The following is a 19961-nucleotide window of genomic DNA, read 5'->3' on the forward strand; positions in this document are numbered from 1 at the left end:
GCTCGACAGGATAACCGTTGCGTCGGGCTTTCGGAGGCACAAACAGGCTCAAAGATGGATGACGGCCAAGTCCAGCCGCCCGTAATCCCCCTCGCTGTGTTCGCTTCTTGGGGGAACATGGTGGGTTTTCATCACCTGATCCCCTTGCAGGGTCTCCAGATGAATGTCGAAGCCCCACAGGCGGTGCAGGTGCTTGAGTACTTCCTCGGTGGAATCCCCCAATGGTTTGCGGTCGTGTTGCTGATGGCGCAGTGTCAGTGAGCGGTCGCCGCGGCGGTCAATGCTGTAGATCTGTATGTTGGGCTCGCGATTGCCCAGGTTGTACTGGGCTGCCAGGGTTTCACGAATGATCCGGTAGCCGCCCTCGTCATGAATCGCCGGGACCAGCAGATCGTCCTTCTGGTCGTCGTCGAGAATGCTGAACAACTTCAGGTCGCGGATCACTTTGGGTGACAGGTACTGCAGGATGAAGCTCTCATCCTTGAAGCTACTCATGGCGAACTTGATGGTCGATAACCAGTCGGTACCGGCAATTTCCGGGAACCAGCGGCGATCTTCTTCCGTAGGCTCTTCGCACATGCGACGGATGTCGCGGTACATGGCGAACCCCAAAGTGTAAGGGTTGATTCCACTGTAATAGGGGCTGTCGAACCCAGGCTGAAAGACAACGCTGGTATGGGAGGTCAGAAACTCCATCATGAAGCCATCGGTGACGAGACCTTCGTCATACAGGTCGTTCATCAGCGTGTAATGCCAGAACGTTGCCCAGCCTTCGTTCATGACCTGGGTCTGGCGCTGTGGATAAAAATACTGGGCGATCTTGCGCACGATCCGCACGATTTCCCTCTGCCACGGCTCCAGTAACGGCGCGTGTTTTTCGATGAAATAGAGGATGTTTTCCTGCGGTTCGGCGGGGAAGCGCGCATTGTCCTTGTCGCTGTACTTGTCCGCGCCTTTTGGAATGGTCCGCCACAAATCATTGATCTGTTTCTGCAGATGTTCTTCCCGGTCCTTCTGCCGGCGACGTTCCTCTTCGGCGGAAATCGGATAAGGCCGTTTGTAACGGTCGACCCCGTAGTTCATCAGGGCGTGGCAGGAATCGAGAAGATCCTCGACCGCGTCGATGCCATGGCGCTCTTCACATTGCATGATGTACTGCTTGGCGAACACCAGGTAATCGATGATCGAGCTGGCATCGGTCCAGGTTCGAAACAGGTAATTGCCCTTGAAAAAGCTGTTGTGCCCATAGCAGGCATGCGCCACGACCAGCGCCTGCATGCAGATGGTGTTTTCTTCCATCAGATAGGCGATGCACGGGTCTGAGTTGATGACGATCTCGTAGGCCAGCCCCATCTGGCCGCGGGTGTAGGACTTCTCTGTGCTGAGGAAGTGTTTGCCATAGGACCAATGGTGATAACCCAGCGGCATGCCGACGGAGGCGTAAGCGTCCATCATCTGTTCAGCTGTGATCACTTCAATCTGGTTGGGGTAAGTGTCGAGCGCATAGCGGGCCGCGAGACGACTGATTTCGCGGTCGTAGGCCTGGATCAGCTCGAAAGTCCATTCGGAGCCGGTGGAAATGGGTTGGCGCTTCTGCTCTTTGGCGGTCATGTCACTAACCTGCGCTGGAAGAGTTCACGGAAGACCGGGTAGATATCTCCGGCCGAGACAAGTTGTTGCTGGGCAAAAGTGTCAGAAAAGGCTTCGGCGATGCGCTCGTATTCGAACCACAGGGCCTGATGTTCGCGTGGGGTTATCTCAACGTAAGTGTAGTACTGCACAAACGGCATGATCTGGTTGATCAGAATGTCGCGGCAAATCGGCGAGTCATCGTTCCAGTTATCGCCGTCGGAGGCCTGAGCGGCGTAGATGTTCCACTCGTTGGCTGGATAGCGCTCGGCCATGATCTCCTGCATCAGTTTCAAGGCGCTGGATACGATGGTCCCGCCGGTTTCGCGTGAATAGAAGAATTCTTCCTCGTCTACTTCGCGGGCGCTGGTGTGGTGGCGGATGAACACGACGTCAATTTTGTCGTAGTTACGCTTGAGAAATAGATACAACAGGATGAAAAAGCGCTTGGCGATATCCTTGGTTGCCTGGGTCATGGAGCCGGATACGTCCATCAGGCAGAACATCACCGCCTTCGAACTGGGGTTGGGTTGTTTGATGAGCAGGTTGTATTTGAGATCGAAGGTGTCAAGAAACGGTATACGATGGATTCGCGCGCTGAGTTTTTCGATTTCCGCTTCGAGTTCTTGAATATCGCCGAAATTGTCTGGTTCTTCCTGCTTCAATCGCAGAAGTTCTTCCTTGGCGTCCCGCAGTTTCGCCCGGCTGCTGCCTGACAGGGCGATCCGCCGTGCATGGGCTGAACGCAGGGTGCGGATGATATTGATCCGCGATGGGTTGCCCTCATTGCTGATCCCCGCGCGTACAGTCTTGAAGGTATCGGTGCCGGTCAGGTTGCGCTTGACCAGATTTGGCAGCTCAAGATCTTCGAACATGAATTCGAGGAATTCTTCCTGGGTGATCTGGAAGACAAACTCGTCCATCCCTTCGCCCGAATTACCGGCCTTGCCAGGCCCTCTGCCGCCGCCACCTCCCGGTGGGCGGGCAATGTGTTCGCCGCTGGTGAATTCTTTGTTGCCAGGGTGCACCACGGTTTGCTTGCCTCCGCGGCCGTGGTGAAGCACCGGCTCGTCGATGTCGCGGCCGGGAATGCTGATTTGCTCGCCGTGCTCCATATCGGTTATGGAGCGCCGGCTGACCGCCTCTTCGACAGCCTTTTTGATGTGATCACGGTAACGCCGCAGAAACCGCTGACGGTTTACCGTGCTCTTGTTCTTGCCATTGAGACGTCGGTCGATCACATAGCTCATGACTGCTCCTTAGAAGCTGTCCTGAAAGGGGCAAGCCATCAAGCAGCACGCCGAGTGCCAAGGGATGTACACGCTCCCCCAAGCGCCGTGGTTACTGCCTGAACCTCGCTACCGACTTTCGAACACCTTCCTGAGGCCTGTGTAGCAGAAAAAGTGCAAACAGGCCTCGGGCTGACGACAACCGGTCTTGCCGGTGGCGGGTTACTGCGATTTTCTGACCCGCAGATACCACTCGGACAGCAGTCGTACCTGTTTGTCGGTATAGCCCCGCTCGACCATCCGTGTGACGAAGTCGTTGTGTTTCTGCTGGTCTTCTTTGCTGGCCTTGGCATTGAAGCTGATGACCGGCAGCAGGTCCTCGGTGTTGGAGAACATTTTCTTCTCGATGACCACCCGCAGTTTTTCGTAGCTGAGCCAGGTCGGGTTCTTGCCGTTGTTGTTGGCGCGGGCGCGCAATACGAAGTTGACGATTTCGTTGCGGAAGTCCTTCGGATTGCTGATGCCGGCCGGTTTTTCGATTTTTTCCAGTTCCTCGTTCAATGCCACGCGATTGAGGATTTCGCCGGTTTCCGGGTCGCGATATTCCTGGTCCTGGATCCAGAAGTCCGCATACAGCACATAACGGTCGAAGATGTTCTGGCCATACTCGCTGTAAGACTCCAGGTAGGCGGTCTGGATTTCCTTGCCGATGAATTCGATATAACGCGGCGCCAGGTACTCCTTGAGGAAGCGCAAGTAGCGTTCGCGGGTTTCAGCCTGGAATTGTTCCTGTTCGATCTGCTGTTCCAGCACGTAGAGCAAGTGCACCGGGTTGGCGGCGATTTCGTGCGGATCGAAGTTGAAGACCTTCGACAGGATCTTGAACGCGAAGCGGGTCGACAGGCCGTTCATGCCCTCGTCGACACCGGCATTGTCGCGGTATTCCTGGATCGACTTGGCCTTCGGATCGGTGTCCTTGAGATTTTCGCCGTCGTACACGCGCATCTTGGAGTAGATGTTGGAGTTTTCCGGTTCCTTCAGGCGAGAAAGCACGGTGAACTGAGCGAGCATTTTCAAGGTATCGGGCGCGCAATGGGCTTTTGCCAGCGAACTGTTGAACAGCAGTTTGTCGTAGATCTTCACTTCGTCGCTGACCCGCAGGCAGTACGGCACCTTGACGATATAGATCCGGTCGATGAACGCTTCGTTGTTCTTGTTGTTACGGAAGGTATGCCATTCCGATTCGTTGGAGTGGGCCAGCAGGATCCCGGTAAACGGGATTGCCCCCAGACCTTCGGTACTGTTGTAGTTGCCTTCCTGGGTGGCGGTCAGCAATGGGTGCAGCACCTTGATGGGCGCCTTGAACATTTCGACGAATTCCATCAGGCCCTGGTTGGCCCGGCACAGTGCGCCCGAGTAGCTGTAGGCGTCGGCGTCGTTCTGCGGGAATTCTTCCAGTTTGCGGATATCGACCTTGCCCACCAGTGCCGAGATGTCCTGGTTGTTTTCATCTCCCGGCTCGGTTTTGGCCACGGCGATCTGGTTGAGGATCGACGGATACAGTTTGACCACGCGGAACTGGCTGATGTCGCCACCGAATTCAGCCAGACGCTTGGTTGCCCAGGGCGACATGATGGTGTTGAGGTAACGCCGTGGAATGCCGAAGTCTTCCTCGAGGATTGCGCCATCTTCAGTGGCGTTGAACAGTCCCAGAGGCGATTCGAAAACCGGCGAGCCCTTGATCGCATAGAAGGGCACTTTTTCCATCAGTTGCTTGAGCTTTTCGGCCAGGGACGATTTACCACCACCGACGGGGCCAAGCAGATAGAGGATCTGTTTCTTCTCTTCCAGACCCTGGGCGGCATGGCGGAAATACGACACGATCTGGTCGATGCATTCTTCCATCCCGTGGAAGTCTTCAAAGGCCGGATAACGGCGGATCACCTTGTTGGAAAAGATTCGCGACAGCCTCGAGTTGGTCGAGGTGTCGAGTAGCTCCGGTTCACCGATGGCCAGGAGCAGACGCTCTGCGGCGGAAACGTAGGCGCTACGGTCCTGTTTGCACAGTTCCAGATACTCTTGCAGCGTGAGTTCTTCCTGGCGTGTGGACTCGAAACGTTGTTGGAAGTGGCTAAAGATACTCATGACGTCACCTCGCTCGATACGTGGAGCCGACGCCGGATCACTCAGTCGATGCTGGCAGCAACCGAACAGGCAGTTGCTGTTTACCCCCCAGAACTCTCTCGGAGCTGACGACTCCGAAAGCTACTCCCGATGATCCGCGCGCCGGTGTACCGGCTCTCCCCTGTTTTGGATGGCCTGCGCTTAAGGATAGTTGGGAATTTGGCAGGTAAAGGCGAGATACGTAATTAGTTGTGGCAGACCGTTCGTCTGCCACCGCGCTAGCCCGCGCATGCCGGGGGCTTGCGCGTTACAAAAAAATTATTCGGAAGAGCCTTGCGCCGTTTCCGAAGGAAAAGTCGTACGCCACAGCTCAAAACCGCCATCCATGCTGTAGACGTCGGAGAAGCCCTGGCTGATCAGGTAAGCGGCAGCGCTCTGGCTGGAGTTGCCGTGGTAGCAGACCACAACGGTCGGTGCCTCCAGGTCGGCAGCGTGGATGAAATCCGAGATCGAATGATTGTCCAGATGCTTCGACCCGCTGATGTGCAGGGCGGCATAGGTGGCAGGATCACGGATATCGACCACTACCGCGCCTTGTTCGCGCAGGGCATGGGCCTGTTCCGGGGGGATGCGTTTGAATTCGCTCATGGCGGGCTCCTGTGGCTCGGATGAAAGCGCAGTCTAGCGCGGGGCGCTGACTGACGATGGTTCGGAATTGAGTGGAGGGGCTGGAGGTTTGGTGGCATGGCCATGCTCATCGCATTTGCAGGACAGGCGTTCGCCGTTGTCGACATTCATCAGGGTCAAGGCACCACCCCAGACGCAGCCGGTATCGAGGGCCGAAATACCTGGCTCGAGGACTTTGCCTTCCAGTGCGGCCCAGTGGCCAAAGATGATTTTCAGGTCCTTGGTCTTGCGCTCCTTATGCAGGAACCAGGGCTTGTATCCCGGTGGCGCGCTGTCGAGACCTTCCTTGCTCTTGAGGTCCAGCTTGCCTTCGGCCGTACAGAAACGCATCCGGGTGAAATAGTTGGTGATCACCCGCAGTCGCGTCACGCCTTTGAGGTCATTGTCCCATTTTGCCGGATCGTTGCCGTACATGCCGTCAAGGTAGGGCGGAAACAGGTTGTCGTCGCGCAGGGCGGTCTCAACCTCGGCGGCGTACTTCAGGGCTTTTCGCAGTGACCACTGCGGCGGGATCCCGGCATGCACCAGCGCGACATTGCGCTGCTCGTCGTAATGCATGAGCTTTTGCTGGCGCAGCCATTCCAATAACTCGGCGCGATCCGGTGCTTCGATGATTTCGCGCAGGGTGTCGGCTTTCTTCAGGCGTTCGATATTTTGCCCGGCGGCCAGTAGGTGCAAGTCGTGGTTGCCGAGTACGCAAACCAGCGATTCGCGGATGCTATAGAGGAAGCGCAGGGTGTCGAGCGATTGCGGACCACGGTTGACCAGGTCGCCGACTAGCCACAAGCGATCTTTTGCGGGATCGAACGCCACTCGTTTGAGCAGGCATTGCAGAGCCTCCAGGCAGCCCTGCAGATCGCCAACGGCATACGTCGCCATCAGTGCAAGGCTCCAGGCACCGCGAGACGGAATGGCGCAATGATGGCGTCGAATTCCTTGCCGTCGTCGGCAATCATCTGATAGCTGCCTTGCATGGTGCCCACCTTGGTGGTCATGACCGTGCCGCTGCTGTAGGTGTGACTCTTGCCAGCCTCGATCAGCGGTTGATGGCCAACCACGCCCGCACCGCGAACCTCTTCGACATGTCCGTCGCCATCGGTGATTACCCAGTGCCGTGACAACAGTTTGGCCGGTATCAGTCCATTGTTTTGCACGGTGATGGTGTAGGCGAAGGCAAAGCGGTCGTGTTCGGGTTGCGATTGTTCTGCCAGATAGCGGGTGACGACGCTGACGTCGACCTGATAACGAGGATCGGACATGCAAGAGGCCTTAAAAACGAAGCGGGACGCGGGGCGTAGCTGATGGAGTTCAGTCTAGGCCAAGTATCGGGTAGTAAACCAGACATGGGCGCTGGTGTCCTACCCGATAACGCTTCGACCCTCTCAGGCGTCCGCAGGCTTGTGCAGGGGTTGTTCGCTGAGTTTGTCTGCCAGGCGCACGAAGGCGGCCAGATCGAGTTGTTCGGGGCGCAAACTGCCGTCGACGCCGGCGGCTTCGATTTCGGCGTTGCTCAGCAGCAACTTGAGGGTATTGCGCAGGGTCTTGCGACGCTGGTTGAAGGCTTCGCGTACGACGCGCTCCAGCAACCGGTGGTCCTTGGCCGGGTGCGGCAACACGGCGTGAGGCACCAGGCGCACGATGGCCGAATCGACTTTCGGCGGCGGGTTGAACGCGCCCGGGCCGACGTTGAACAGATGCTCCACCCGGCAATGGTACTGGACCATTATCGACAAACGGCCCCAGTCACCGCCGCCAGGCCCTGCCGCCAGACGCTCGACCACTTCCTTTTGCAGCATGAAGTGCATGTCGCGAATCAGGTGGGCGTTGTGCAGCAGGTGAAAAATCAGCGGTGTAGAGATGTTGTACGGCAGGTTGCCGACCACGCGCAGGCTGTTCGGCGCGGCGTTCAGGCTATTGAAGTCAAACTTCAGCGCATCACCCTGATGCAGGTTGAAGTTGTCCCTGCCGGCGAATTGCTGATTGAGGATCGGGACCAGGTCTTTGTCCAGCTCCACTACGTCGAGTTGGGCGCCGCTATTGAGCAGGCCTTGAGTCAACGCACCCTGGCCCGGGCCGATCTCCAGCATCCGGTCGTCGGGTTTGGCGTGGATGGAGCGCAGGATGCGGTCGATAACGCCGGCATCGTGCAGAAAGTTCTGGCCGAAGCGCTTGCGCGCACGGTGTTGGTATTGCTCAGTCATAAACGGGTCTCGGCCATCTGGTAGGCAGTTTCCAGGGCGACTTGCAGGCTGCCGGTGTCGATTTTGCCGCTGCCGGCCAGATCGAGAGCGGTGCCGTGGTCGACCGAAGTGCGGATGATCGGCAAGCCAAGGGTCACGTTGACTGCTGCGCCGAAGCCTTTGTACTTCAGCACGGGCAGGCCCTGGTCGTGGTACATCGCCAGCACTGCATCGCAGTGCTCCAGATATTTGGGGGTAAACAGAGTGTCGGCGGGCAGAGGGCCACGCAGGTCCATGCCTTCGCCGCGCAGGCGCTCTAATGTGGGTTCGATGATATCGATTTCTTCATGGCCCAGGTGTCCACCTTCACCGGCATGGGGGTTGAGCCCGCACACCAGGATACGTGGCTGGGCGATGCCGAATTTTTCCTGCAGGTCGGTGTGCAGGATTCGCGTGACCCGCTCCAGGCGCTCTGGCGTGATCGCATCGGCAATTTCGCGCAGGGGCAGGTGGGTGGTCACCAATGCTACGCGCAATCCGCGAGTGGCGAGCATCATCACTACTTGCGCGGTATGGGTCAGGTCGGCGAGAAATTCCGTGTGCCCGGAGAAGGCGATTCCGGATTCATTGATCACACCCTTATGCACCGGGGCAGTGATCATCCCGGCAAAATCTCCGTCCAGGCAGCCTTGGCCGGCGCGAGTCAGGGTTTCCAGAACAAAAGCAGCATTGGCTTTGTCCAGTTGCCCGGCGACGACGCCGGCGTTCAGCGGTGTGTCCCAGACATACAGGCTGTTGGCGGGTGCGGGTACGTCCGGCCAGTTGTCCGGTGTGACCGGCAGCAAGTCGACCGCCACACCCAGCTGCGCGGCCCGCTCAAGGAGCAGGTCGCAGCTGGTAATGGCAATCAGGGGATGTGGCTGGGCTTGCGAGGCGAGCAGCAGGCACAGGTCGGGACCTATGCCGGCCGGTTCGCCGGGTGTCAGCGCAAAACGTTGGGGTTTCACTGCGCTGCCTGGTCGGCGCCAGGGAGTTTGATTTCTACGTACGCTTCGTCACGGATCTGACGCAGCCAGGTTTGCAGCTCTTCGTCGTATTTGCGGTTGCGCAGTACGGTCATCGCTTGTTGCTCGCGAGCCTGGTTGGTGCTGTCGGTGGCACGACGGCCAAGGACTTCCAGAACGTGCCAGCCATATTGCGTCTGGAACGGCTTGGACAGCTGACCTTGCGGGGTGTTGGCCATGACTTCGCGGAACTCGGGGACCAGTGCGTTCGGGTCGATCCAGTTCAGGTCGCCGCCGTTGAGGGCAGAACCCGGATCTTCCGAGAAGCTTTTCGCCAGCTCACCAAAGTCTTCGCCCGCTTCGATGCGGGTGTAGAGCGACTCAGCCAGAGCCTTGGTTTTCGCTTCGTCGCGGATCGGGCTCGGCTTGACCAGGATGTGCCGCACATGCACTTCGTCACGTACCTGGGCTTCACCGCCACGCTTGTCGGTGATCTTCAGGATGATGAAACCACCTGGCGTACGCATCGGCTGGGTGATATCACCGACGGCCATGGTACTCAACAGGCGATCGAACGGTGGTGGCAATTGAGCAGCTTTACGCCAGCCCATGTCACCACCTTCCAGTGCCGTTTCGCTGGCGGACCTGGCGATGGCCAACTGACCGAAGTCGGCGCCTTGCTTGAGCTGCTGGTAAACCGCGTCAGCCTGCTTGGCGGCATTCTGAATTGCGTCGGAGTTGGCGCTTTCCGGCGTAGGAATCAGGATGTTGGCCAGGCGGAACTCTTCGGACAATTGCATCTTGCCAAGGTCGGAAGCCAGGAAGTTTTTCACTTCCTGCTCGGACACCTGGATGCGCTCGGCCACTCGGCGCTGGCGCACACGGCTGATAACCATCTCGCGACGGATCTGGTCACGTGCGTCGTCATAAGACAGGCCGTCACGAGTCAGGGCCTGGCGGAACTGATCGACCGTCATGTTATTGCGCTGGGCGATGGTGCCGACAGCCTGGTTCAGTTCTTCATCGGTAATGCGGATGCCGGAGCGTTCGCCGATCTGCAGTTGCAGGTTCTCGACGATCAGGCGCTCAAGCACCTGTTGCTCCAGTACGCTGGCCGGCGGCACGGCAGTACCGCGCTTGGCGATGGTTTGCTGAACTTCATGAACGCGCTGGTCCAATTGGCTCTGCATGACCACGTCGTTGTCGACGATGGCCACCACTTTATCGATGGACTGTACCGCGGCGTTGGCCGCGGTACCCAGGAACAGCGCGCCCAGCAACAGCGGGCGCAGACAATCAGAAAGCTTGGTCTTCACGTTCACGATAACCTTGGATGCCTTTGTCGAGGAAGCTCTCTACCTTGGCGCCGGTGAGGCCGCCGAGTCCCTTCAGAACAATTTGGAGGAAGACGCCATGGTCGCCTTTTTCGTTTTGCGGTGCTTCCTGACTGAATTCGTCATAGGAAACCCAGTAACGGTTGATCAGGCGCAGTTTCCAGCAGCAGCTGTCGTACTCGAAGCCACCGAAGGCTTCCAGTGTACGGTTGCGGTTGTAGTCGTACTGCCAACGGCTGATGGCGTTCCATTGCGGCACGATCGGCCAGATCACCGAGAAGTCGTGCTGTTGGATCTTGTAGTAATCCTTCACGTAGCCAGGCTGGCCCGGGGTGCCGTAGTCACCGCCGCCCACTTGCCATTGACCGGTGTTCTGGTCGTAGCGGATCTGGTCATTACGATAGCGATAGCCGGCGTTGATGACCTTGTTCGGATTGTCTTCAGGCTGGTAGTGGAACATCGCGCTGCCCGAGCGAGGGCTGCGGCTGTCCGGGTCCCAGTTGTAATCGGCGGTCGCGCGCCAATCGCGGTTCCAGCGGTATTCGTATTCCAGCGCATAAGGGGACACGTCGGAGTGCGCGTCTTCGCGGGTCTTCGCATCGATGCCCGGCAGCTGAACTTCGCGATCCTTGAAGTACAAAGCCTGGCCGACGCTGATGCGTTGACGTTCGAAACCGTTGTCTTCGATCCAGCGGCTGGTCACGCCCAGCGACAGTTTGTTCTCGTCGCCGACACGGTCGGAGCCGGAGAAGCGGTTATCGCGGAACAGCGACGCATAGTTGAAGGTGTATTCGCCGGTATCGAACACTGGAATGTCTTCCTGGTCCTTTTCCGGTACATAGAGATAGAACAGGCGGGGCTCAAGGGTCTGGCGATAGTTCTTGCCGAACCATTGGGTGTTGCGGTCGAAATACAGGCCACTGTCGATGCTGGCAATAGGTACGCCGCGATTCTGGTTCCGGCTATAGGTACCATTCAGGCGGTCACCCTCAGCGCCCTGAATAGCGATGTCGGCTTTGCCTTGGCTATCCAGGTCCAGATCGTATTGAGTGTATTGATACTTGAGCGATGGTTTCAGGAAACCGTACGTCCAGTCCAATGGCAAGCTCACTGCTGGTGCGACATTCAAGCGGTTACCGTTGGCACGCGCCAGACCAAAAATGTTGTTATCGAGGCGTGGCTCAACAGTGCCATCCTCGTTAACGTAATCTCCATCCCTCAGATCTCGCTCGAACCGGACGATTTCAGTCTGGTAGTCGAAATCAAGCCCGCCAGGGTGGTAAGGCAGTTGACCATTGAAGGTGATCTGCGGCAAGCGGTCATACGGCGTGATGTTCGACACGGTCGCCAGTTGATAAGCCTGTGCGTTGATACGCGCGGTGTAGCTGTCGCCGCGATAGCTGACAGAACCTTGCTGGTTCACGTAGTCGGAGCTTGTCACACCGATCTGATCGGTCTGCAAATCCTGGAAGTAGTAAGGATCGCTGATCTTGGTGTAGTCGACTTGCGTGAAGACGCGCGAATCGAGGCCGCCCTTGTGTTGCCAGTTGTACATGTAGCGCGTTTTGTCGTAGTCGCTCTGCAGCTCACGCTCGTTGTCTTCGTCGTTGAGGTACGCCGCGCCGAACTGACCTTCGGTGGACTTGGTCAGGTAGCGGAATTCGCCTTCCATCAACAGGCCGTGCTTGCTCATGTAGCGCGGATACAACGTGGCATCGTAGTTCGGTGCCAGGTTGAAGTAGTACGGCGTGACGAGCAGGAAGCCAGTATCGCTGCCGGTGCCGATGGTCGGCGGCAGGAAACCGGACTGACGGCGGTCGTCGATCGGGAAGTAGATGTACGGCGTATACAGGACCGGGAAGTCCTTGACCCGCAGGGTCACGTTGGTCGCGGTACCGAAGCCGGTGGCCGGGTTCAGGGTGATGTTGTTGCCCTTGAGCTGCCAGGCGTTGCTGTTCGGTTCGCACGTGGTGTACGTACCATCCTTGAGGCGGATGATCGCGTTTTCGGCACGTTTGGCGTATAGCGCGTTACCGCGGATACGGGATTTGTGCATCACGTATTCAGCGTTGTCGACCTTGGCTTCACCGGTATCGAGCTGCACGTCGGCATGGTCGCCGACGATCAGCGCACCGTTGTCGCGAATGCGCACGTTGCCGGCCAGTTCGCCACGGCTCTCTGCCTGGTAAAGGTTGGCTTCGTCGGCTTCGACCTGCATGCTGCCCTGGCGCATGACCACGTCACCGGCCAGGGTGGCGACTTGCTCATCCTGCTTATAGCGAGAAGCTTTTGCGCCGATAAAGGTTGGCGCGTCACTTTTGCTCGTCTTGTCATTCATGCCAGGACGAATCGGTTCGATATAGGAACCGGAGCAGTAAGGGCCGGTTTCGGCCAGCTGTGCTGCAGTGAGTTGTTCGCGGGGAACCCAATCGAGGTGGCTGTAGTCTTCGCTACGCGACTTCAGACCGCGGCCCTTGGACTCGGTAACCAGCACGGGCTTGGCGCCAGTGTCTTCACTGGAACCGCTTTCGGCCGGGGTTTCGCCGGTTGCGGAGACTGCGCTACCGTCATGGACGGGACGCGGAGGCAAGGCTGCGGCCGGTTTTTTAGGTGCACAGTCCCAGGCACCCGAAGCAGAGACTGAGCAGTCATACTGTTCCGCGGCGACCACGAAGGAAGTGGCTAGTGGTTGCAAGGCCAGCAGACTGCCGGTTACCAACAACGGAAATTTTTTACGAAACGCGGGGGATTTCAATGCCATCTTATTAGTCCGGGCTTCCTGCGTGCCATCTGCCCGCGGTGTGGGCCGCACGCCTCTCGATGGTCTGAAAAAGATGCTGGATAATAAAGCATGACCCGCTTGACGGCTAGCGCCGTCGGAGACCCTTGCAATGCCTGACCAAGATGTACGTTTGCAACACCTGAAAGTTTGGCTCGATGAACAATTGGCGATCCTTTTTGCAGAACAGGGTTGGGGTGCCATGCCCCCGGCCACATTGACCGCAGCCAGTAGCGACGCGAGTTTTCGGCGTTATTTTCGGTGGGAGGGCGCGGATAAAAGTTTCATCATTATGGACGCGCCGCCACCCCAGGAAAACTGTAAACCCTTCGTGGATATCGCTTTTTTGCTGGCGAAATCCGGAATAAATGTGCCGAAAATTTATGCCGAAGATCTCGAGCGCGGTTTTCTTTTGCTTAATGACCTGGGCAACAAGACGTATCTGGACGTGATCGACAGCGAAAACGCCGAAGATTTATTCAACGATGCCCTGCAAGCGCTATTGGCTTTTCAGCAGTTGCCGATGGTGGCACCGCTGCCGAGCTATGACGTGGCACTGCTGCGCCGGGAACTGGAACTGTTCCCCGAGTGGTATGTGAAGCGTGAGCTGGGCATCGAGTTCGATGCGGCGCAGCAAGTACTCTGGCAACAGGTCAGCGATCTGCTGATCGACAGTGCCCTGGCCCAACCGAAGGTCCTGGTGCACCGCGACTACATGCCGCGCAACCTGATGCTCAGCCAGCCGAATCCCGGTGTGCTGGATTTCCAGGATGCGGTGTATGGCCCGGTGACTTACGACGTAACCTGCCTGTTCAAGGATGCATTCCTCAGCTGGCCCGAAGAACGCGTACGCGGCTGGCTGGAAAGTTATTGGCAGCAGGCCGCGGCGCTGGATATTCCGGTGCAGCCGGATTTCGAAGACTTCCTGCGCGCCAGTGACCTGATGGGCGTGCAGCGTCACCTGAAAGTAATCGGCATTTTCGCCCGCATCTGCCATCGCGATGGCAAGCCGCGTTACCTGAGCGATGTGCCACGCTTCTTTGATTATATAGAAGCCGTGATAGCACGCCGTCCTGAACTGGCGGAACTGGATGTGTTGCTGGCCAGTCTGCGGGCCGGGGTGAAGGCATGAAGGCGATGATTCTGGCGGCGGGTAAAGGCGAGCGCATGCGCCCGCTGACCCTGACCACGCCAAAACCGCTGGTACGTGCAGGCGGGGTTCCACTGATCGAATACCACCTGCGCGCGCTGGCCGATGCCGGGTTTACCGAGATCGTGATCAACCATGCCTGGCTCGGTCAGCAGATCGAGGACTATCTGGGTGATGGTTCGCGCTATGGCGTGAGCATCCGGTATTCGCCGGAAGGGGAACCGTTGGAAACCGGCGGCGGAATTTTCCGTGCGTTGCCGTTGTTGGGCGATGAGGCTTTTGTCGTGGTCAATGGCGACATCTGGACCGATTACGATTTCAGTGTGCTGCATCAGCCGATCGTCGGCCTTGCTCATCTGGTGCTGGCCAACAACCCGGCCCATCACCCGACCGGGGATTTCCAGTTGATCGACGGCCTGGTCTCTGACGGTGTGCCCGGCGCCGCGAACCTGACGTATAGCGGCATCGCCGTGCTGCATCCGCAGTTGTTCGAAGGGTGCTCTGCCGGGGCTTTCAAGCTGGCACCGTTGCTGCGTACTGCAATGGCGAACGGACAGGTGTCCGGTGAGCGCCTGAACGGGCAGTGGGTCGATGTCGGCACTCACGAGCGTCTGGCTGAAGCGCAAGCCCTGATCGAAGTGAGTCGCTGACATGTTGTGGCCAGGGACTCTGATCGGAGCCGGAGCGGGCTTTGCCATTGCCAGCATTCCGGGGGCCATGCTCGGTGCCTTGTTGGGGCAGGCGCTGGATCGACGCCTGCATTTGCAAAGCTGGGCGCATCTGCGTGAAAAACTCGGTGGTCGCCCTGTACTGCGCAACGATGAATTGCTGTTCGTCTTGCTGGGGCGTTTGGCCAAGTGCGACGGGCGAGTGGTTGATGGTCATATCCAGCAGGCACGTCAGGAAATGCGCGCGTTGGAGATGAACGAGCCGGCTCAGCGTCGGGCGATTGCCGCGTTCAATCGCGGCAAGTCGGGCAACGACCGGTTACGCGGCTACTTGCGTCGCCTGAGTGCCCAGCCCCATGCGGCCGAAGGGGTTTTGCGTGCCTGTTGGCGGATGGTTTGGGCCGATGGCCGGGCAGGCACCAGCGAGCGCGAACTGATCGCTCAGTGGGGCAAATGGCTGGGCTGGACGCCGCATCAGGTACAGGCATTGGCGACGGACTATGAGCCGCATAAGCGTCCACAGGTCAGCAATGCCGTGACTTATCAGGACGCATTGCGCCTCTTGGGTGTGTCCGCAACCAGTGAGCCGTCGCAGATCAAGCGCGCCTATCGGCGTCTGCTCAGCCGTCATCATCCGGACAAGATTGCCGGCAGCGGGGCGACGGCGTCCCAGGTGCGGGAGGCAACCGAGAAGACCCGGGAATTGCATAGTGCCTATACGTTGATTCGTCAGCGGCGGGATTTTCGTTAGCGGGGTAGATTTGTGTCGTTCGTGATGCCGCTTTCGCGAGCAGGCTCGTTCCCACATTTGATCTCCAGTGTCACAAGATCGAATGTGGGAGCGAGCCTGCTCGCGAATGGGGCGGACCCGGTCTATCAATCCGCCACACCCTGCGGATTCAGCCAACCCCGCACCCGGCGAACCAGTTGCTCCTGCTGTGCCTTGTTATCACCCGGCAACGCCTTGAGCGATACCTGGCTGAATGCCGAGGTTTTCAAGCGTTTGCTCGCTTGCAACCGGGCCAGCGCGGCGTTGCGATCCAGCGGTTTGTCCATATAGAAAATGTCTGCGGTTGGCAGTTTCAGGTTCGGCGCGAGTTCGTCCAGTTCCGGTTTTGCCTGAATGGGTGTTTGCGCGGCGACCATGAGGAACCGCTCGACTTGCGACGGTTGCTTTTCGCTCAGGTAGCGCGCGGCCCAATATGCGCCGGTGCCATGCCCCAGTACGACGATGCTGCGAGCGCTTTGCTGTTCGGCGAACGCGATGGCTGCGTCGATACGGGCAAAGATCCGCTCAGCGTCGGCCTTCGACTGTTCTTCGCTGGTTTCGGCGACAGGCTTGTCGACTACGTCTGCTTCACCGCCGGCGGCCTGTTCGATGGGGGCGGCGGTGGTTGAGTCCTTGCTGCCGACGTCCGGCGTTTTGGGCGCAGGCGGCACTTCGACAACGCGTGGTGCAATGGCATCGCTTTGCAAGTCCGGCAAGGTGATACTCAGGCTGCTCCATTCGGCGTTCGGCAAATTGCGCCGCAACGGACCGATTGCTTGCGGCCAGTCAGCGGTTTCGCCAGCGCCCGGGATGATAATGACCGCGCCTTTGGGCTCGGCGGTGTTGGCCGGCTTCCACAAGGCCAGGAAGTTGTCGCTGCCCGCCTGCAGTTGTTGCTGTTGCTGGGCCGGGATTTTTCGCTCAAGTGCTGCTGCTTCTTCCTGACTACGTTCAGGCAGCGGCTGACGTTCCACCGGTTTTTCTTCGGCGGCCTTTTCTGTGGCTTCAGCCGGGGCGGAAGGTGCCAAGTCGGCAGCCTCAACGGAAAAAGCCCATGGCAGAATCAGCGACAGGCACAATGCTGGCAGTGCCAGGCGGTAGACAGGGGGCATCGGATATTCCAGGCCAGAAGTTATTCCGGCAGCCTAATGGGTTGGTCAGTATTTGTCAGTGTGTGAGAGTTCGATGATGCGTTTTCGCTGCCTGTGGGTTATCGGCTGTTTGTGGTTTCCCTTGATGGGCTGGGCGGCGGCCGCGCCCCCGGCGCATGTTGCCGTCTTGTCGCCCAAACAACAGCAGTGGCTGGCGCAGCAGAGCGAGCTACGAGTGGGGCTGGTATTGCAAGCGCCCTACGCGCAATACGATCGCCGTTTGCAGCGTTTGTCAGGGGTCAACGTCGAGCTGATGAAATGGCTGGCCAGGGCGCTTAAGGTCGAGCTGAGCTGGCGCAACTTTCCCGACGTTGAACAATTGGAAGCTGCGGCGCGCGCGGGTGAAATCGACATCGCGCCCGGGCTGACCCAGACCCCCGGCGGATTACGTCTGTGGCAGTTCTCCGATCCGTATATGCGGGTGCCGCAACTGGTGGTCAGCGACCAGAAAAGCACCGGGACGGTGGAGCTGGAAAAACTCGACAGCCAGACCCGTGTCGCCGTGCGCATGCCCAGTGCCACCGCCGATTACCTGCGCGGCAACTATCCACACCTGAACCTCCAGGGCGTTCCGATGGAGCGTCAGGCGTTGCAACTCTTGTTGAGCCAGCAAGCCGGTTACGCGGTGGTCGATGAGGCGCAGCTGGGGCGACTCTCTATCGAGCCGGAGTTCGCCGGATTGGTGGTAGTGGGTGACATCGGCTTGCCGCAATTGCTGAGGGTGGCCACCCGGCGCGACAAGCCGGAGCTGGCGGGTATCGTCGAAAGCGCATTGCGGGCTATTCCGGCCAAGGATCTGGAAAACCTTCACAACCAGTGGCTGCAACCCAAGTACCCAAAACTCACCGAATCTCCAGGTTTTTGGCAAAACCTCTGCCTGCTGCTGTTGGTACTGGCACTGAGCTGCATGGCCATCGTGTTCTGGCAGCGACGCCAACAGCACAGTCTGGAGCAGCGACTGGCGGCGGCGCAGGAAGACATTGCCTTGCGTGCCGCCAGCGAGGAGGCGTTACGACTCACGCAGTTTTCCATCGACCAGAGTACCGTCGGCATCCTTTGGGTCAACTGGGACAGTCACGTGCGCTACGCCAATCGTGCCGCCGAGACCATGCTGGGGTATCCACCGGGCGGGATCATCGACCGGCCTTTGATCGACTTCGAGCCCGGCCTGCACATGGATCGCTGGTTGAACCTGTGGAAACGCGCCCGGGCCAGCGATGAGTCGCCCCAAAGCTTCGAAACCAATTGTCAGCGAGCCGATGGCAGCATCCTGCCGACAGACGTCTCGCTGAGCTTCCTGCGTTTTCGCGGTGGTGAGTATCTGGTGGTCTACCTCACCGACGTCACTGAACGCCGTCGCGCCCTGGCCGCTTTGCAGGAAAGTGAAGCTCGGCTGCAAGGGATCGCAGCGAATGTTCCCGGACTGGTCTTTCGCCTGGAGCGGGCGCCGGTGACAGGTCAAATCGACTTTGCCTACATCAGTGAGGGCAGTGAAACTCTGGTGGGTTATTCGCCGGCCACCTTGGCCCACCGTGACAAAGGCCTGCGCAGCCTGGTGCATCCGGACGACAAGGCCAGTTATCACCAGACTCAGGATCATGCGCTGGACACCGACAGCGATTGGTCGTGGCAAGGGCGAATTCTCACGCGCCAAGGGGAGCAACGCTGGGCGGAAATCAAGGCGATTACCCGGCAGCTTGAGGACGGTGCCTACGTCTGGGACGGAATTGTCTGGGACATCAGCGAAAGCAAGCGCATTGAACTGGAACTGGCCAGCTCCCGGGAGCAACTGCGGGAACTGTCCGCGCACCTGGAAAGCGTGCGCGAAGAGGAAAAGGCCCGCATTGCCCGGGAAGTTCACGACGAACTGGGTCAGATGCTGACCGTGCTCAAGCTGGAAACGTCCATGTGCGAACTGGCCTACGCGCAACTCGACCCCGGGTTGCACGAACGATTGAACAGCATGAAGCGCTTGATCGCCCAGCTGTTCCAGTTGGTGCGTGATGTGGCGACGGCGTTACGTCCGCCGATTCTCGATGCCGGTATTGCATCGGCCATCGAGTGGCAGGCCCGTCGCTTCGAGGCGCGTACGCAGATTCCGTGCCTGGTGCAGGTGCCGGACAATTTGCCGGTACTCAGCGATGCCAAGGCGATTGGTCTGTTTCGAATTCTTCAGGAAGCGCTGACCAATGTCATGCGTCACGCCCAGGCGCATACTGTAGAACTGACGTTGGCCCTTGAAGGCGACGAGTTGTGTCTGACCGTCAGCGATGATGGCGTAGGATTTGTCGCTGCGGCAGGCAGGCCGACATCCTTTGGGGTAGTTGGCATGCGCGAGCGGGTGTTGATCATGGGCGGTGAGTTGTCGCTGGAGAGCGAGCCGGGTGAGGGCACGACGTTGATCGTGCGAGTGCCGTTGGATGAGGCCTGAAAAATTGTGTTGACTGGTCTGACGCCTTCGCGAGCGGGCTCGTTCCCACACTGATTCGGGTGTGACAAATATTTGTGCAGCGACCCAAGACTCTGTGGGAGCGAGCCTGCTCGCGAATGATCTTGAATCTGGAGAAGAACGTGATCCGTGTACTGGTAGCCGAAGACCACACCATCGTCCGCGAAGGCATCAAGCAATTGATCGGCCTGGCCAAGGACTTGCTGGTGGTAGGGGAGGCGAGCAATGGCGAGCAGTTGCTTGAGACCTTGCGGCATGTGCCCTGCGAAGTGGTATTGCTCGATATTTCCATGCCGGGCGTGAACGGCCTGGAGGCAATTCCGCGGATCCGCGCGCTGAACAACCCGCCGGTGATCCTGGTGTTGTCGATGCACGACGAGGCGCAGATGGCGGCACGAGCGTTAAAGGTCGGCGCTGCGGGCTACGCGACCAAGGACAGCGATCCGGCCCTGCTGTTGACAGCCATCCGCAGGGTTGCGGCGGGCGGGCGTTATATCGACCCGGACCTGGCTGACCGCATGGTTTTCGAAGTCGGCTTGACCGATTCGCGGCCATTGCATTCATTGCTCTCGGAACGTGAGTTTTCCGTGTTCGAACGCCTGGCCCAGGGTGCCAATGTCAACGACATCGCCCAGCAATTGGCCTTGAGCAGCAAGACAATCAGCACCCACAAGGCGCGGTTGATGCAGAAGCTCAACATCACCTCTTTGGCTGAACTGGTGAAGTACGCGATGGAGCATAAGCTCCTCTGAAGAACATCGATCTAAAATTGTGGGCTCCCCGCATCGTTGGCGATAGCAGACTTATC

The 19961-nt window shown here is 58.7% G+C and carries 16 protein-coding genes; 5 read left to right on the top strand and 11 right to left on the bottom strand.

Features of this window, described 5'->3' with window-relative positions; translation table 11 throughout:
- Positions 1-48: 48 nt before the first annotated feature.
- The 10 genes from FFS64_RS08855 to FFS64_RS08900 all read right to left on the bottom strand — a co-directional run bounded on the left by FFS64_RS08855 (position 49) and on the right by FFS64_RS08900 (position 12948).
- Complete coding sequence (locus FFS64_RS08855) at positions 49-1611, bottom strand: SpoVR family protein (protein ID WP_095195854.1); 1563 nt, start codon at positions 1609-1611, stop codon at positions 49-51.
- Positions 1608-2879, bottom strand: coding sequence for a YeaH/YhbH family protein (locus FFS64_RS08860; protein ID WP_137805050.1), 1272 nt, complete (start codon positions 2877-2879; stop codon positions 1608-1610). The genes FFS64_RS08855 and FFS64_RS08860 overlap by 4 nt, the downstream gene beginning before the upstream one ends.
- A gap of 201 nt (positions 2880-3080) precedes the next feature.
- Positions 3081-5003: a PrkA family serine protein kinase gene (locus tag FFS64_RS08865; RefSeq protein WP_095195852.1), complete on the bottom strand. Its 1923-nt coding sequence runs from the start codon at positions 5001-5003 to the stop codon at positions 3081-3083.
- 297 nt (positions 5004-5300) lie between these two features.
- On the bottom strand, positions 5301-5630 hold the full coding sequence (gene glpE, locus FFS64_RS08870) for a thiosulfate sulfurtransferase GlpE (RefSeq protein WP_137805051.1): 330 nt from the start codon (positions 5628-5630) through the stop codon (positions 5301-5303).
- Positions 5631-5663: 33 nt separating this feature from the next.
- A complete protein-coding gene (locus FFS64_RS08875; RefSeq protein ID WP_137805052.1) occupies positions 5664-6548 on the bottom strand; it encodes a symmetrical bis(5'-nucleosyl)-tetraphosphatase in 885 nt (294 codons plus the stop codon).
- The gene (gene apaG / locus FFS64_RS08880) at positions 6548-6928 is read right to left on the bottom strand and encodes a Co2+/Mg2+ efflux protein ApaG (protein WP_137805053.1); all 381 of its coding nucleotides are present in this window, start codon (positions 6926-6928) and stop codon (positions 6548-6550) included. The genes FFS64_RS08875 and apaG overlap by 1 nt, the downstream gene beginning before the upstream one ends.
- Positions 6929-7051: 123 nt before the next feature.
- Positions 7052-7870, bottom strand: coding sequence for a 16S rRNA (adenine(1518)-N(6)/adenine(1519)-N(6))-dimethyltransferase RsmA (rsmA, locus tag FFS64_RS08885; protein ID WP_095195848.1), 819 nt, complete (start codon positions 7868-7870; stop codon positions 7052-7054).
- Positions 7867-8856 (bottom strand): 4-hydroxythreonine-4-phosphate dehydrogenase PdxA, encoded by a 990-nt coding sequence (gene pdxA / locus FFS64_RS08890; RefSeq protein WP_137805054.1) that lies wholly within the window; start codon positions 8854-8856, stop codon positions 7867-7869. Before pdxA ends, rsmA begins: the two co-directional genes overlap by 4 nt.
- Entirely contained in the window at positions 8853-10169 is a 1317-nt protein-coding gene (gene surA, locus FFS64_RS08895; RefSeq protein ID WP_137805055.1) for a peptidylprolyl isomerase SurA, read from the bottom strand. The genes pdxA and surA overlap by 4 nt, the downstream gene beginning before the upstream one ends.
- Positions 10150-12948 (bottom strand): LPS-assembly protein LptD, encoded by a 2799-nt coding sequence (locus FFS64_RS08900; protein WP_137805056.1) that lies wholly within the window; start codon positions 12946-12948, stop codon positions 10150-10152. Before FFS64_RS08900 ends, surA begins: the two co-directional genes overlap by 20 nt.
- A gap of 130 nt (positions 12949-13078) precedes the next feature.
- Between FFS64_RS08900 and FFS64_RS08905 the strand changes: the two genes are divergently transcribed.
- Genes FFS64_RS08905 through FFS64_RS08915 form a run of 3 tightly spaced genes read left to right on the top strand, consistent with a single transcriptional unit; the run spans position 13079 to position 15535 of the window.
- A complete protein-coding gene (locus FFS64_RS08905; RefSeq protein WP_137805057.1) occupies positions 13079-14098 on the top strand; it encodes an aminoglycoside phosphotransferase family protein in 1020 nt (339 codons plus the stop codon).
- Positions 14095-14766 carry an N-acetylmuramate alpha-1-phosphate uridylyltransferase MurU gene (murU, locus tag FFS64_RS08910; RefSeq protein ID WP_137805058.1) on the top strand — a complete coding sequence of 224 codons (672 nt, stop codon included), beginning with the start codon at positions 14095-14097 and terminating at the stop codon, positions 14764-14766. Before FFS64_RS08905 ends, murU begins: the two co-directional genes overlap by 4 nt.
- A 1-nt stretch (position 14767) precedes the next feature.
- Positions 14768-15535 carry a TerB family tellurite resistance protein gene (locus FFS64_RS08915; RefSeq protein WP_137805059.1) on the top strand — a complete coding sequence of 256 codons (768 nt, stop codon included), beginning with the start codon at positions 14768-14770 and terminating at the stop codon, positions 15533-15535.
- Positions 15536-15660: 125 nt separating this feature from the next.
- Here FFS64_RS08915 and FFS64_RS08920 read toward each other — a convergent pair whose 3' ends face one another.
- The gene (locus tag FFS64_RS08920; protein ID WP_137805060.1) at positions 15661-16665 is read right to left on the bottom strand and encodes an alpha/beta hydrolase family protein; all 1005 of its coding nucleotides are present in this window, start codon (positions 16663-16665) and stop codon (positions 15661-15663) included.
- Between the two features lie 73 nt (positions 16666-16738).
- Between FFS64_RS08920 and FFS64_RS08925 the strand changes: the two genes are divergently transcribed.
- Positions 16739-19135, top strand: a complete 2397-nt coding sequence (locus tag FFS64_RS08925; protein ID WP_137805061.1) for a PAS domain S-box protein — start codon at positions 16739-16741, stop codon at positions 19133-19135.
- Positions 19136-19251: 116 nt separating this feature from the next.
- A complete protein-coding gene (locus FFS64_RS08930) occupies positions 19252-19905 on the top strand; it encodes a response regulator transcription factor (RefSeq protein ID WP_170948700.1) in 654 nt (217 codons plus the stop codon).
- Positions 19906-19961 lie beyond the last annotated feature (56 nt).

This window comes from Pseudomonas sp. G(2018), from assembly GCF_005502415.1.
Classification (GTDB): Bacteria; Pseudomonadota; Gammaproteobacteria; order Pseudomonadales; family Pseudomonadaceae; genus Aquipseudomonas.

Coding starts and splice junctions, on each gene's coding strand:
- FFS64_RS08875 (WP_137805052.1), bottom strand. CDS start 6,548: ATGGCGACGTATGCCGTTGGCGATCTGCAGGGCTGCCTGGAGGCTCTG.
- FFS64_RS08925 (WP_137805061.1), top strand. CDS start 16,739: ATGATGCGTTTTCGCTGCCTGTGGGTTATCGGCTGTTTGTGGTTTCCC.
- FFS64_RS08905 (WP_137805057.1), top strand. CDS start 13,079: ATGCCTGACCAAGATGTACGTTTGCAACACCTGAAAGTTTGGCTCGAT.
- FFS64_RS08915 (WP_137805059.1), top strand. CDS start 14,768: ATGTTGTGGCCAGGGACTCTGATCGGAGCCGGAGCGGGCTTTGCCATT.
- rsmA (WP_095195848.1), bottom strand. CDS start 7,870: ATGACTGAGCAATACCAACACCGTGCGCGCAAGCGCTTCGGCCAGAAC.
- FFS64_RS08865 (WP_095195852.1), bottom strand. CDS start 5,003: ATGAGTATCTTTAGCCACTTCCAACAACGTTTCGAGTCCACACGCCAG.
- glpE (WP_137805051.1), bottom strand. CDS start 5,630: ATGAGCGAATTCAAACGCATCCCCCCGGAACAGGCCCATGCCCTGCGC.
- FFS64_RS08860 (WP_137805050.1), bottom strand. CDS start 2,879: ATGAGCTATGTGATCGACCGACGTCTCAATGGCAAGAACAAGAGCACG.
- FFS64_RS08900 (WP_137805056.1), bottom strand. CDS start 12,948: ATGGCATTGAAATCCCCCGCGTTTCGTAAAAAATTTCCGTTGTTGGTA.
- apaG (WP_137805053.1), bottom strand. CDS start 6,928: ATGTCCGATCCTCGTTATCAGGTCGACGTCAGCGTCGTCACCCGCTAT.
- murU (WP_137805058.1), top strand. CDS start 14,095: ATGAAGGCGATGATTCTGGCGGCGGGTAAAGGCGAGCGCATGCGCCCG.
- FFS64_RS08930 (WP_170948700.1), top strand. CDS start 19,252: ATGATCTTGAATCTGGAGAAGAACGTGATCCGTGTACTGGTAGCCGAA.
- FFS64_RS08920 (WP_137805060.1), bottom strand. CDS start 16,665: ATGCCCCCTGTCTACCGCCTGGCACTGCCAGCATTGTGCCTGTCGCTG.
- FFS64_RS08855 (WP_095195854.1), bottom strand. CDS start 1,611: ATGACCGCCAAAGAGCAGAAGCGCCAACCCATTTCCACCGGCTCCGAA.